Here is a 12,625-nt window from a genome sequence, read left to right as displayed (position 1 = left end):
GTATATACATACAGAAAAGGCATTGCTCAAAACCCCGGTACTGAGCATGCTGTCCGCTCTCTTGCGCACATGATCGAACGAAGGTGGCCATGCGGCTGTTTCTTTGCGAAAAACCCTCCCAGGCCAAGGACATCGCCGCCGTGCTCGGTGCCACGCGCCGTGGCGATGGCTGCTGGGTCGGCGCCAATGCCACGGTCACCTGGTGCATCGGCCATCTGCTGGAAACCGCCCCGCCGGACGCCTATGACGCCCGCTACAAGCGCTGGGTGCTGGCCGACCTGCCGATCGTCCCGGAACAATGGAAGATGCAGGTCAAGCCCAAGACCGCCAGCCAGTTCAAGGCGGTCAAGCGCCTGCTGGGCGAAGCCCGGGAACTGGTGATCGCCACCGACGCCGATCGCGAAGGGGAAATGATCGCCCGCGAGCTGGTGGAACATTGTCGCTATCGCGGGCCGATCCAGCGGCTCTGGCTGTCGGCGCTGGACGATGCCTCGATCCGCAAGGCCCTGGCGGCCCTCAAGCCGGGTGGCGAAACCTTCAACCTCTACCATTCGGCCTTGGGCCGCTCGCGGGCCGACTGGCTGATCGGCATGAACATGAGCCGGCTGTTCACCCTGCTCGGCCGCCAGTCCGGCTACCAGGGCGTGTTGCCGGTGGGTCGGGTGCAGACGCCGACCCTGCGCCTGGTGGTGGACCGCGACCGCAGCATCGCCGACTTCGTGCCGGTGGCCTACTGGGCAATCGATGTGCGCCTGCTGCATGACGGCCAGCCCTTCGTCGCGCAATGGCGCGCGCCCTCGGACGCCTGTGACGATCAGGACCGCTGCCTGAACCAGGCCCTCGCCCAACAGGCCGCCGCCGCCATGAGCGCGGCTCCCGGCGCACGGGTGGTGAAACTCAAGACCGAGCGGATTCGCGAGCCGGCGCCCCTGCCCTTCGACCTCGGCACCTTGCAGGAAGTGTGTTCGAAACGGTTGGGGCTGGGCGCCCAGGAGACCCTGGACATCGCCCAGTCGCTGTATGAAACCCACAAGGTCATCACCTACCCACGCAGCGACTGCGGCTTTCTTCCCCTCAGCCAGCACGGCGACGCCGCGCGGGTGCTGGCGGCGCTGGAACGGGCCGACCCGAGCCTGGGCAAGCTGGCCCCGCATCTCGACCCGACACGTCGCTCACGGGCCTGGAACGATGCCAAGGTCACCGCCCACCACGGCATCATCCCGACCGGCTCGGGCGCGAGCCTGGAGCGCCTGCAAGGCAAACCGCGTGCGGTCTACACACTGATTCGAGCCCGCTACCTGGCGCAATTCCTGCCCAATCACGAGTACGACCGCACCCAGGCCGACTTCGACTGTGCGGCACAGGCATTGCGGGCCGTGGGCAAGCAGGTGATCGAACCCGGCTGGAAACGCGCCCTGCCGGAGGCGCTGACGCCACCCAAGGGCCGCGAAGCACCGGAACCACAGGCCTTACCGAAGCTGCGCGAGGGCGACGAGTGCGCAGTGGACCGGGTCGAGCTCAAGGACCTGTGGACCCAGCCGCCAAAACCCTTTACCGAAGGCGACCTGATCAAGGCGATGAAGAACGTCGCCAGGTACGTGGAAGACCCGCGCCTGAAGCAGAAGCTCAAGGAAACCACCGGCATCGGCACCGAGGCCACCCGCGCCAGCATCATCCAGGGTCTGCTGGACCGCAACTACCTGGTCAAGCATGGCAAAAGCCTGTCGGCGACCGCGGCGGCCTTCAGCCTGATCGACGCAGTGCCGCGGGCGATTGCCGACCCGGGCACCACGGCCATCTGGGAGCAGGCACTGGACATGGTGCAAAGCGGCGAGATGAGCCTGGAAGAATTCGTCGCCAAACAGGCGGCCTGGATGAGCAAGCAGGTGGGGCGCTGTGTCGAGCTCAAACTGCAGATCAGCATGCCGCCCGGCACCACGGCACCTGCGCCGTGGAAGAAGAAACGCAAGGCCTCCGGAACCAGGACCACAAGAGCCCGCCGCCCGGCAAAGGCGGCGAGCAGTCGTCCAAAGAAATGACCAACCGGGTGGAGGGCCATTGCACCTGGCGGCTCAGGTGATCCACCTTGCACTGGCGGTTATCCGGCTAACGCCCCTGATCGCGACCTCCCGCTTGAGCCCGGACGTCAGACGGCGTCCTTATGAAGTGCCGATATGGCTCATCGCGTGGCAACGCATTCCCCCCTGTCCTCAAGTCTGGGAACACCTTCTCAGCATGAAACAGGTTCGGAAGTTATCATGGCGAGCGCCGCCGCAAGCGGCCCTGCCACCGAGGCGTTCGCACGGCGGCCTGCAAAACCATTGGCCATGTTGGCGGGACATGCTCTCCGGATAATCGGGCAGCGTATTCAGGGAGTGGTTGCCCGCCCTTCAAAGGAACGAGATATGACCCCCACCCCCAATCTGATTGGCAAAGTGGCAGGCGGTGTAGCAGCCCTGCTGGTGCTCATCGTGTTTTTCGGCAGTTGGTACACCGTGGATGAAACCGAACGCGGCGTACTCCTGAGAAACGGCGCACTGGTGGGCGTCGTCGACCCGGGCCTGTCGTTCAAGATGCCCTTCATCGAGAGCGTTCGCCTGATCAGCATCCAGAGCCAGGTCTCGGCCTACGAGAACCTGCAGGCCTACAGCAAGGACCAGCAGTCGGCGCAGCTCAAGGTCTCGGTCTCCTGGCACGTCGCCCCTTCCGATGTCGCCAAGGTCTACACCCAGTTCAAGGACATCGAAGGTATCCGCGACCGCCTGATCAGCCGCCAGGTACCCACTCAGGTCGAAAACGTCTTCGGCCAGTTCAATGCCGTGGCCGCCGTGCAGAATCGCGTGCAACTGGTCAGCGACATCTCTACCGCCATCAAGGGCTCGATCAACGGCCCGGTGATCATCGACAGCGTGCAGGTGGAAAACATCGATTTCAGCGATGCCTATGAAAAAGCCATCGAGGCGCGCATGGCGGCCGAAGTGCAGGTCAAGACCCGTGAACAGCAACTGGCGACCGAGCAGGTTCAGGCGCAGATCCGCGTGACCCAGGCCAAGGCCGAAGCGGACGCCCAACTGGCCCAGGCCAAGGCCGATGCCCAGGCCACCGAACTGCGGGGGCGCGCTGAAGCGGAAGCGATCAAGGCCCGAGCCCAGGCGCTGGCGAGCAACCAGAACCTGGTGGAGCTGACCAAGGCCGAGCGTTGGAATGGCGTGCTGCCAACGACGGTACTGCCAAGCGGCACCCTGCCCTTCATCGACGCGCGGCAGGAGCGTAAATCGGACTGAGGTCCGAAATCAGGAGGACGTCCACTGCCATGCCTCCCGAATTGCACATACGTGGTACAGCCCCCCCCCTGAAACCGGATGCTGAGGAACAGCCAGGGGAGCGGTCACCCCATCGAGTGTTTGCCGGTATTTCAGGAACGCCGGATGCGGCAGCAGTCGGCCCGCCGTAATGGCGGAGTCGACACAGGGAAGGGAGTTGGCACATTCCAAACGCAAAAAAGGGCCAATCTTTCGATTGACCCTTTCAGACCGCCCAGCAGAGCGGATTTTATCTGGTAGGCACGATTGGACTCGAACCAACGACCCCCACCATGTCAAGGTGGTGCTCTAACCAACTGAGCTACGTGCCTGCTGTAGGCTGCATTCTACGGATTTTCTGCCGAGAGGCAACCTGTTTTTTCGCTAAGCCTATGAATAGGCTTGGAAAAATCTTCAGGGCAAGCGTTTCCAGGCCAAATGCCACTCAGCGCGAAGACCTCACCTCGAACTTTTTTCAGGACGAAAAAAATGCCAATCTTTCGATTGGCCTTTTCACACCGCCCAGCAGAGCGGATTTTGTCTGGTAGGCACGATTGGACTCGAACCAACGACCCCCACCATGTCAAGGTGGTGCTCTAACCAACTGAGCTACGTGCCTGCTGTGAGGCGGCATTCTACGGATTTGCCGAGGGGTGTCAACACCTTTCTTTCTGCTAAGTCTCTGAATAGGCGAATTTTTTATTGAAGCTCCAGCAACTTCCCGGTTTGCGGTGGCTGGCGGGGGTATTTCAACTGAGGTAGCATCAGGCCATTCGTCAAAAATATAAAACAGAGGTTGCAGGATGGCGAACACTCCCTACCCCCAGTCCTACTACGCCGCATCGGCCAACCCGGTTCCCGAGCGTCCGCCCTTGCAGGATGATGTCGAAACCGATGTGTGCGTGATCGGTGCCGGCTACACCGGGCTGTCCAGCGCCCTGTTCCTTCTGGAGAACGGCTTGCGGGTGACGGTACTGGAAGCCGCCAGGGTCGGCTTCGGTGCCTCGGGCCGCAACGGCGGGCAGATCGTCAACAGCTACAGCCGCGATATCGATGTGATCGAGCGCAGCGTCGGGCCGAAGCAGGCGCAACTGCTCGGGCAGATGGCCTTCGAAGGCGCTCGGATCATTCGCGAGCGGATCGCCCGATACAACATCCAGTGCGACCTCAAGGACGGCGGGGTATTTGCCGCCTTGAGCAGGAAACAGATGGGGCATCTCGAATCCCAGAAGAAGCTCTGGGAACGCTTTGGGCATACCCAACTGGAACTGCTGGACCAGCGCCGCATTCGTGAAGTGGTCAACTGCGACCAGTACGTCGGCGGCATGCTCGACATGAGCGGCGGGCATATTCATCCGCTGAACCTGGCCCTGGGCGAGGCTGCGGCGATCGAATCCCTCGGTGGCAGGATCCATGAACAATCGCCGGCAGTGCGCATCGAGCGGGGTGCCAATCCCGTGGTGCATACGCCCCAGGGCAAGGTCCGGGCCAAATTCATCATCGTCGCGGGTAACGCCTACCTCGGCAACCTGGTACCGGAGCTGGCCGCCAAGTCGATGCCGTGCGGTACCCAGGTGATCACCACCGAGCCACTGGGCGATGCGCTGGCCAAATCGCTGCTGCCGCAGGACTACTGCGTCGAGGACTGCAACTACCTGCTCGACTACTACCGTCTTTCCGGCGACAAGCGCCTGATCTTCGGCGGTGGCGTGGTCTATGGTGCGCGCGATCCGGCGAACATCGAGGCGATCATCCGGCCGAAGATGCTCAAGGCCTTCCCACAGCTCAAGAATGTGAAGATCGACTACGCCTGGACCGGCAATTTCCTGCTGACCCTGTCGCGCTTGCCCCAGGTGGGTCGCCTGGGCGACAACATCTATTACTCCCAGGGTTGCAGCGGCCATGGCGTGACCTACACCCACCTGGCTGGCAAGGTGCTGGCCGAAGCGCTACGCGGGCAGGCCGAGCGTTTCGATGCGTTTGCCGATCTGCCGCACTACCCGTTCCCGGGCGGGCAATTGCTGCGCACGCCGTTCAGTGCGTTGGGAGCCTGGTATTACACGATGCGGGACAAGCTGGGGATCTGAGGGGATGCAGCGCCTGTGGGAGCTCAGGGAGTGGGCTTGCTGGCCTATTCGCGGGCAAGCCCTGCTCCTACAGGGATGGGGGTGGCCGATCGCTCCCAGGCGTGGCTTGGGAATGATCCGATGAGCTTGAATCAGTGCCCGGCCAGTGCCTTCCTGGCGGTCGCGGCCGCCGGTTCCTGACCGGCACGGGCCAGTTCATCGGCGGCCTTCAGCCAGCGCTGCGGGTCGACCTGGGCCGGCAATTGCGTTGGCGACTGGATCAGCACCGCCCAGCCACCCGCGCCCTTCCAGGCCGAGACGAATGTGTCGAAATCCATCGGCATCCGCCGGTTCATCCCGGCCCGCAACAGGATCGTCCGCTTGAACCGGTTGTAGCCGGCAACCACCGCATAGCGCGGCTCGGACCACACCCGCCCTTCATTGAACTTCACCAGCACCGGATAACCGGCCGCTACCTGGGTCAGCAATGCCGGCAGCTCGGCATCCAGCGGATAGACCACCATCCCGTATTCACGGGCCAGTACCTGCATGTTCTTTTGCAGGTCCGCTTCCGCGCCCGGCAGTTTCAGCGGCTTGTCCAGCAGCCCGGGGGTGACGGTCACGCCCTGCTGCGCCAGCATGCTGGCCAATGCACCCGGGCCACTCTGGTAGGCCTCGCCCCGGAAGAACGGCACACCGTTCAACTCCACACGCTCCGGCAGCCGCTGCAATTGCGGCGGCTGCCCACCGCCGCTGGTGCACCCGCCCAGGGCCAGCAACAGGGCGCCCATCATCAGCAACCGACGGGACGACACGGGAAAATGGTTTGATCCGTTGGACATCTTCACTCTCTTGATCAGTTGCCAGGCACATCCGCTCTGGCTCGGGGACTTGATCATAGGTCGCGGCCGCCCGGGGGTATAGCCTTTCATCGCGGTTTATACGGCGCCATAGAGCGAAATGGCTGATCGCACACGACCATTGGTCAATAGCCTGAAACACCGCAGCGACTAGACTGATCTACAAAAGCAAGACGAAGTGAGAGAGCCCCGATCGGGGCGAAGGAGGCGCTGATGAGCCTTGTCCTGACCGTTGCATTGTTGATCCTGGGTTGGCTGGCGGTGGCCGCCGCCCTGTTGTGGGGAGTCCTGAGGATTTCCCGTCGTCACCATCACCCCAGCCTGCCCTCGCAGACGCACAAGGCTGGCAAGACTGCCGGACGCCCTGCCAACGCCCATTGACCCCTGTGTATCAAAAAGGCCGCAAGGTTCGTGGAGAACCCGGCGGCCCGGTCACTCAGCGCGCCTGAATCAGCCCTGTGCCGCCTCACGTTTCTGCCGGGCGCGTCGGGCCAGCATGTTCAGGCCCTCGATGATCGCCGAGAAGGTCATGGCGGCATATACATAACCCTTGGGCACATGAGCGCCGAAGCCTTCGGCGATCAGCGTCATGCCGATCATGATCAGGAAACCCAGGGCCAGCATCACCACGGTCGGGTTGTCGTGGATGAACTTCGCCAGCGGCTCGGAGGCCAGCAACATCACCGCTACCGCGACGACCACCGCAATCACCATGATCGGCAGGTGTTCGGTCATGCCCACCGCGGTGATGATGCTGTCGATGGAGAACACCAGGTCGAGCATCAGGATCTGGCCGATGGCCGCGGCGAAGCCCAGGGAGACCCGCGAGTTCTTGTCCTCGGACGCCTTCTCCTGCGGGTCCATGCTGTGGTGGATTTCCGTGGTGGCCTTCCATACCAGGAACAGGCCACCGGCGATCAGGATCATGTCCTTCCACGAGAATGCCTGGCCGAATACCTCGATCACCGGCGCGGTGAGCTTGACGATATAGGCAATGGTGCCAAGCAGGCCCAGGCGCAGGATCAGCGCCATGCCGATGCCGAGCCGCCGCGCCTTGGTGCGAAACTGCGCAGGCAGCTTGTTGGTCAGGATCGAAATGAAGATCAGGTTATCGATACCCAGTACGACTTCCATGACGATCAGCGTCAACAAGGCAATCCAGGCGGTGGGGCTGACAGCGAGTTCCAGCAGGTATTCCATGGTTCAGTCCTGAGTAGAGTCCCAGGCAAGCCTAGCAGGTGGCTCGCCAATAGCGCCGCATTCTAAAGATACCGATACTTCAGAAAAATTCGTATTTTTCAGCGCTATACTTCGTTTTTAACGAAGTGATGACCCTCATGCTCAATTACCGCCAACTGCATTACTTCTGGGTCGTGGCCAAGACCGGCAGCATCGTGCGCGCCTGCGACCAGTTGAACCTCACCCCGCAGACCATCAGCGGCCAGATCAGCCTGCTGGAACAGAGCCTGGGTATCGAGTTGTTCCGCAAGGCCGGGCGCCAGCTGGAACTGACCGAGGCCGGGCGCCAGGCCCTGCCCTATGCCGAGCAGATGTTCCAGCTGGGTAATGAGTTGCAGGCGATGTTGCAGGCGCAGCCCCGGGAGCAGCCGTTGCTGTTTCGGGTCGGGGTGGCGGATGTGGTGCCCAAGTCCATCGTCTACCGGCTGATCGCCCCCACCATGGAGCTGGAGGAGCCGATCCGCATCACCTGCCGCGAGGACAAGCTCGAACGCCTGCTGGCGGACCTGGCGATCCAGCGCCTGGACCTGGTGATCTCCGACAGCCCGATGCCGAGCCATCTCGATATCAGGGGCTACAGCCAGAAGCTGGGGGAATGTGGGGTCAGTTTTTTTGCCACACCAGCATTGGCGCAGCGTTATGGCGATGCGTTCCCCCACTGCCTGCAGAACGCGCCGCTGCTGATTCCCGGCCAGGAAACCGTGGTCCGCAGCCGGTTGTTGCGTTGGCTCGCCGAGCAGCAGATCCAGCCGAGGATCGTCGGCGAATTCGATGACAGCGCCCTCATGCAGGCCTTTGGCCAATCCGGCAGCGGCATCTTCATCGCCCCGAGCGTCATCGCCGATGAGGTCTGTCGGCAGTACGACGTCAGGCTGATGGGCCAGACCGACGCCGTCAGCGAGTCGTTCTATGCCATCTCGGTGGAGCGCCGGACCAAGCACCCCGGCACGCTGGCCATTACCGAGGGTGCTCGACGCGAGCTGTTCATGGGGCCTGGCGCTTAAGCCGTCACCGTCTTGGCGTCGGTGGTCATCAAGGCCATCGCCAGCAGGATCGACATCAGGATCAGCGCCGCCGCCGCGAAGCCGACACCGCTCAGGCCGACACTGTCGATGACCCGGCCACCGATCACCGCCCCCAGGCCGATCCCCAGGTTGGCCCCGGCAATGTTCAGCGAAGCGGCAAACGCCGGTGCCTGGGGCGCCACCTTCATCAGGCGGACATGGCTGACCAGGAACAGTGCCGCCTGGGTGATCCCCCAGACCGCCAGTGCCGCCGCCAGCCCGGGCCACGAGTTGATGTTCGGCATCACCGCCACCAGGGCGGGAATCATGAAGGCGCAGAACACCATCGAAGCGATCAGCGGCTGGCGATCGACCATGCGCCCGCCCAGGGCGTTGCCGATCAGACCGACCGCACCGAATGCCATCAGGCACCAGCCCACCACCGTGCCGTTGAAACCGGCCAACCGCTCGAGGATATCGGCCAGGTAGGTGTAGGCGGTGAACATGCCGCTGAAGATCAGGATCGACAGCAGCACATGGCCGAGCATCAGCGGGCTGCGCAGAATGCCGAACTGCGAACGCAGCGAGACCTGCTTCAGGTGCAGGCGGGTCGCGGGCAGGTAGCGCCAGAGCAGCAGCGCCTTGACCAGGGCGACCACCGCCAGGATCGTGAACGCCATGCGCCAGCCCCAGGCGTCTCCAATCAGCGTACCCACCGGGATGCCGAACACCGTGGCGCAGACGATGCCGAAACCGATCTTCTCGATCGCCCGGCCCGCGTGATCCGGGCCGACGATATCCACCGCCGTTTCACTGGCCAGGGCCCAGAATACCGGCAAGCCCAAGGCCGGCAGCAGGCGCGCAACCGCCATGACCCAGATGTTCGGCGCCAGCGCCGCCACGGTATTGGCCAGCCCGAAGACCAGCAGGATGCTGATGAACAGCCGGCGCCGCTCGAAGCGGGAGAACCAGGCGGTCAGGAACGGTCCGAAGGCCGCTACGGTAAAGGCGAAAAGCGTCACCAGCAGACCGGCCTGGGGGATGCTGACCTCCAGATCGCGGGCAATGGCCGGCAACAGCCCGACAATGACGAATTCCGTGGTCAGCACGGTAAAACCGGCGGCCGACAGCAGCAGGATGGCGAGGAACATGAACGACTCCACAAACGACAGCGCCAGCGATAGCCCCGGGGCTCACTGGGAGGAAAGGAAATGATGATGGGCGATTGTACCAGAGCGGTTATGACAATGAGTCATGCGGTGCCTGCGAGGGCCTGTTCGCGGCGGTCCGACGCGAACAGGGGCACCGGCCTACTGACGGGAGCCTGCTTTCCAGCAAGCCGGCTCCTTGCGAGATCAGGTAGGGCGAGTCAAGCCGTAGCCGATCAGAACGCGCCCATGTAGTCGCGCTTGCCGATTTCAACGCCATTGTGACGCAGGATCGCGTAGGCGGTGGTCACGTGGAAGAAGAACTGCGGCAGGCCATAGCTCAGCAGGTAGGACTGACCGCTGAAGCGCTTCTCTTTCGGCGTGCCCGGACGGGTCACGATCTCGATGCCTTCCTTGCCGTCGACCTGGGCCGCGTCGATGCTGTCCAGGTGCGCCAGGGTCTTGCTGATCAGTGCCTGCAACTCGGCGAAGGTGGTTTCGCTGTCCGGGTAGGAGGGCACTTCGATCTGCGCCAGGCGCGAGGACACGCCCTTGGCGAAATCGACGGCGATCTGCACCTGGCGCACCAGTGGGAACATGTCCGGAGCCAGGCGGGCCTGCACGAATACGCTCGGGTCGATGCCCTTGGCCGTTGCGTGAGCCTCGGCCTTGTTCAGGACGTCGCTCAGGGCGTTGAGCATTTGCTTGAAAACCGGGATGGAAGCGGCGTACAGGGAAATGGTCATGGGTTTCTCACAATGAAAATGGCAGGAGTACAGCCGGCCGATTATAGCCAGAGGCGGTCGCATTGCCGCTTGTCTTTTTGTCGGGGGAAGACCTAGGCTAGTCGCCTTCCAATGCATAGGGAACCGCGCCATGAGCACCGAGCAAGAGACTTGCGTCGAACAACCGCGATTGAACAGCACGGAAATCCGCATCCTGGGCTCCCTGATCGAAAAGCAGGCCACCAGCCCGGAAACCTATCCGCTGACCCTCAACGCCCTGGTGCTCGCCTGCAACCAGAAAACCAGCCGCGAACCGGTGATGAACCTCAGCCAGGGCCAGGTTGGCCAGAGCCTGCGGGCACTCGAGGGCCGTGGCTTTGCCCGGCTGGTGATGGGCAGCCGGGCCGATCGCTGGGAGCAGCGGGTCGACAAGGCACTGGAACTGGTGCCGGCCCAGGTGGTGCTGATCGGGCTGCTGTTCCTGCGGGGACCGCAAACCGTCAACGAACTGCTGACCCGCAGTGGCCGCATGCATGATTTCGAGGACACCGAGCAGGTGCTGCACCAGCTCGAACGCCTGATCGCCCGCGGCCTGGCGTTGCTGATTCCGCGCCAGGCCGGCCAACGCGAGGACCGCTACACCCACGCCCTGGGCGACCCGGCGGATATCGAGGCGATCCTCGCCGCTCGCCAGCAGGCCCCTGAACGCAGCAGCGGCAGCGCGGTGTCGGCGGAGCGAATCGAAGAGCTGGAAGCACGAATCGCGGCGCTGGAAGAGCGGTTGGCGCGGTTGGAGCAATAAATCACAGCGGGGTTTGCGCTGATTCCAGGCTTGTGGGCCATTCGCGGATAAACCGGGGCCTACGTCCGGGCGAACGCCACCGCTTTCTGGAACTGCTCCTCGGTCGGCCGTACGCCGGTGTACAGCACGAACTGCTCCAGCGCCTGGATCGCGATCACTTCCAGGCCGGTGATGACCCGCTTGCCCTGCTCCCGGCCACGCACGATCAAGGGCGTCTCCGAAGGAATCGCCACCACGTCGAACACTGTCTCGGCGGCATCCACCGCCTCCGGCTCGAATGCCAGTTGCCCGGCCTCCGGGCCTCCGTCCATGCCCACCGGCGTGACGTTGACCAGCATCTGCGGACGCAGCGCCCCCAGCTCGGCCTGCCACTCGTATCCGCAGATTGCCGCCAGCGCCTTGCCGGCGGTTTCGTTGCGGGCCACGATCACGCCGTTGCGATAACCGCCATCGCGAAGTGCCGAAGCCACGGCCTTGGCCATGCCGCCGCTGCCGCGCAGGGCGAAAGTCGTGTCCCTGGGCACCGCATGGGTTTCGAGCAACTGGGCAATCGCAATGTAATCGGTGTTGTAGGCCTTGAGGTGGCCCGCCGTGTTGACGATGGTGTTGATCGACTGGATCGCCGCCGCCGAGGCGTCCAGCTCGTCGACCAGAGCGATGCAGGCTTCCTTGAACGGCATCGACACGCCACAGCCGCGAATGCCCAGGGCACGGATGCCGCCGACGGCACCCGGCAGGTCCTGGCTGCTGAAGGCCTTGTAGTAGAAGTTCAGGCCCAGTTGTTCGTAGAGATGGTTATGAAAGCGCAGGCCGAAATTACCGGGACGCCCAGATAACGACATGCACAGTTGGGTGTCTTTGTTCGGGTTCATCTGCATGTTTCATCTCCTGAGGGGTACTTTCGGATAAACGGGATTAGCCACCCGCACCGGTTTTCGCTGATCATAGGCTCTGGCACAGGCATCACGGGACTGTAAAGAAGCACCGCCCGGAACCTTACACAAAATTTACCCAGCGGCGTCGAAGATTTTCAGGCACCCGCTGTCATAGAAGTATCCCCGCGACAGTTCTTGAGTCTATTGCAGACAACAAGCGCTGGGGTTGGAACCTGAGGAATCATCATGATGCGTACCATTCCCAAGATAGCCTTGCTCGTTGGTGCACTCGCTGTCGCAGGCCAGGCCTCCGCCCACGGTGGCGGCGGCTGGGTGGGTCCTGCCTTGTTGGGCGGCGTGATCGGCGGAGCCATTGTCAGCTCGGTGGTGTCGAGCCCCCGTCCTGTCTACGTGCAGCAGCCTGTGTACGCACAACCGGCACCGGTGTATGTCCAGCCGGCCCCGGTCTATGTGCAACCTGCACCTGTCTACGTTGCCCCCCCACCGCCTCCTCCCGTGGTGGTCTACGGTGGCGGCGGCTACTACGGTCGCCCGGTGTACTACGGCCACCCCCATTATGGTTACGGCCCTCGCTGGTAACCAC

12 protein-coding genes and 2 tRNA genes are annotated in these 12,625 nt (G+C 63.1%); 7 read left to right on the top strand and 7 right to left on the bottom strand.

The features are described from left to right. The first annotated feature begins 89 nt into the window (after positions 1–89). Together PF66_RS27935 and PF66_RS27930 are read left to right on the top strand one after the other, a co-directional pair. A complete protein-coding gene (locus tag PF66_RS27935; protein WP_054064466.1) occupies positions 90–2,039 on the top strand; it encodes a DNA topoisomerase III in 1,950 nt (649 codons plus the stop codon). 366 nt (positions 2,040–2,405) lie between these two features. After that, the gene (locus tag PF66_RS27930; RefSeq protein WP_054064465.1) at positions 2,406–3,284 is read left to right on the top strand and encodes an SPFH domain-containing protein; all 879 of its coding nucleotides are present in this window, start codon (positions 2,406–2,408) and stop codon (positions 3,282–3,284) included. A 273-nt stretch (positions 3,285–3,557) separates the two neighbouring features. Here the strand turns inward: PF66_RS27930 and PF66_RS27925 are convergent. Together PF66_RS27925 and PF66_RS27920 are read right to left on the bottom strand one after the other, a co-directional pair. Further along, positions 3,558–3,634 (bottom strand) — tRNA-Val (locus PF66_RS27925). Between the two features lie 210 nt (positions 3,635–3,844). Next, positions 3,845–3,921: transfer RNA gene (locus PF66_RS27920), tRNA-Val, on the bottom strand. A gap of 184 nt (positions 3,922–4,105) precedes the next feature. On the opposite strand from PF66_RS27920, the gene PF66_RS27915 reads away from it, so the two are divergent. After that, positions 4,106–5,389, top strand: a complete 1,284-nt coding sequence (locus PF66_RS27915) for an NAD(P)/FAD-dependent oxidoreductase (protein ID WP_054064464.1) — start codon at positions 4,106–4,108, stop codon at positions 5,387–5,389. Positions 5,390–5,520: 131 nt separating this feature from the next. On the opposite strand, the gene PF66_RS27910 is transcribed toward PF66_RS27915, so the two are convergent. Continuing rightward, positions 5,521–6,210: a peptidase C39 family protein gene (locus tag PF66_RS27910; protein WP_054064523.1), complete on the bottom strand. Its 690-nt coding sequence runs from the start codon at positions 6,208–6,210 to the stop codon at positions 5,521–5,523. 231 nt (positions 6,211–6,441) lie between these two features. On the opposite strand from PF66_RS27910, the gene PF66_RS33235 reads away from it, so the two are divergent. Next, entirely contained in the window at positions 6,442–6,609 is a 168-nt protein-coding gene (locus tag PF66_RS33235; protein ID WP_192842722.1) for a hypothetical protein, read from the top strand. Positions 6,610–6,678: 69 nt separating this feature from the next. Here PF66_RS33235 and PF66_RS27905 read toward each other — a convergent pair whose 3' ends face one another. Continuing rightward, entirely contained in the window at positions 6,679–7,428 is a 750-nt protein-coding gene (locus tag PF66_RS27905) for a TerC family protein (RefSeq protein WP_054064463.1), read from the bottom strand. 137 nt (positions 7,429–7,565) lie between these two features. Between PF66_RS27905 and nhaR the strand changes: the two genes are divergently transcribed. Further along, the gene (nhaR, locus tag PF66_RS27900; protein WP_054064522.1) at positions 7,566–8,471 is read left to right on the top strand and encodes a transcriptional activator NhaR; all 906 of its coding nucleotides are present in this window, start codon (positions 7,566–7,568) and stop codon (positions 8,469–8,471) included. Here the strand turns inward: nhaR and PF66_RS27895 are convergent. Both PF66_RS27895 and PF66_RS27890 read right to left on the bottom strand, forming a co-directional pair. Then, entirely contained in the window at positions 8,468–9,622 is a 1,155-nt protein-coding gene (locus tag PF66_RS27895; RefSeq protein WP_054058776.1) for an MFS transporter, read from the bottom strand. The genes nhaR and PF66_RS27895 overlap by 4 nt on opposite strands. A 233-nt stretch (positions 9,623–9,855) precedes the next feature. Continuing rightward, positions 9,856–10,365 carry a DUF1993 domain-containing protein gene (locus PF66_RS27890; protein ID WP_054058775.1) on the bottom strand — a complete coding sequence of 170 codons (510 nt, stop codon included), beginning with the start codon at positions 10,363–10,365 and terminating at the stop codon, positions 9,856–9,858. A 130-nt stretch (positions 10,366–10,495) separates the two neighbouring features. On the opposite strand from PF66_RS27890, the gene PF66_RS27885 reads away from it, so the two are divergent. Next, the gene (locus PF66_RS27885) at positions 10,496–11,146 is read left to right on the top strand and encodes a YceH family protein (protein ID WP_054064462.1); all 651 of its coding nucleotides are present in this window, start codon (positions 10,496–10,498) and stop codon (positions 11,144–11,146) included. A gap of 59 nt (positions 11,147–11,205) precedes the next feature. Here the strand turns inward: PF66_RS27885 and PF66_RS27880 are convergent, their stop codons facing one another. After that, positions 11,206–12,024, bottom strand: coding sequence for a shikimate 5-dehydrogenase (locus tag PF66_RS27880; protein ID WP_054064461.1), 819 nt, complete (start codon positions 12,022–12,024; stop codon positions 11,206–11,208). A 243-nt stretch (positions 12,025–12,267) separates the two neighbouring features. On the opposite strand from PF66_RS27880, the gene PF66_RS27875 reads away from it, so the two are divergent. Beyond that, positions 12,268–12,621 (top strand): hypothetical protein, encoded by a 354-nt coding sequence (locus PF66_RS27875; protein ID WP_017904470.1) that lies wholly within the window; start codon positions 12,268–12,270, stop codon positions 12,619–12,621. The last annotated feature ends 4 nt before the right edge of the window (positions 12,622–12,625 follow it).

Source organism: Pseudomonas asplenii (genome assembly GCF_001293465.1).
GTDB classification, from domain to species: domain Bacteria; phylum Pseudomonadota; class Gammaproteobacteria; order Pseudomonadales; family Pseudomonadaceae; genus Aquipseudomonas; species Aquipseudomonas fuscovaginae_B.
This window is presented reverse-complemented; position numbering and strand designations above follow the sequence as displayed.

Coding starts and splice junctions, on each gene's coding strand:
- PF66_RS27935 (WP_054064466.1), top strand. CDS start 90: ATGCGGCTGTTTCTTTGCGAAAAACCCTCCCAGGCCAAGGACATCGCC.
- PF66_RS27930 (WP_054064465.1), top strand. CDS start 2,406: ATGACCCCCACCCCCAATCTGATTGGCAAAGTGGCAGGCGGTGTAGCA.
- PF66_RS27915 (WP_054064464.1), top strand. CDS start 4,106: ATGGCGAACACTCCCTACCCCCAGTCCTACTACGCCGCATCGGCCAAC.
- PF66_RS27910 (WP_054064523.1), bottom strand. CDS start 6,210: ATGTCCAACGGATCAAACCATTTTCCCGTGTCGTCCCGTCGGTTGCTG.
- PF66_RS33235 (WP_192842722.1), top strand. CDS start 6,442: ATGAGCCTTGTCCTGACCGTTGCATTGTTGATCCTGGGTTGGCTGGCG.
- PF66_RS27905 (WP_054064463.1), bottom strand. CDS start 7,428: ATGGAATACCTGCTGGAACTCGCTGTCAGCCCCACCGCCTGGATTGCC.
- nhaR (WP_054064522.1), top strand. CDS start 7,566: ATGCTCAATTACCGCCAACTGCATTACTTCTGGGTCGTGGCCAAGACC.
- PF66_RS27895 (WP_054058776.1), bottom strand. CDS start 9,622: ATGTTCCTCGCCATCCTGCTGCTGTCGGCCGCCGGTTTTACCGTGCTG.
- PF66_RS27890 (WP_054058775.1), bottom strand. CDS start 10,365: ATGACCATTTCCCTGTACGCCGCTTCCATCCCGGTTTTCAAGCAAATG.
- PF66_RS27885 (WP_054064462.1), top strand. CDS start 10,496: ATGAGCACCGAGCAAGAGACTTGCGTCGAACAACCGCGATTGAACAGC.
- PF66_RS27880 (WP_054064461.1), bottom strand. CDS start 12,024: ATGCAGATGAACCCGAACAAAGACACCCAACTGTGCATGTCGTTATCT.
- PF66_RS27875 (WP_017904470.1), top strand. CDS start 12,268: ATGATGCGTACCATTCCCAAGATAGCCTTGCTCGTTGGTGCACTCGCT.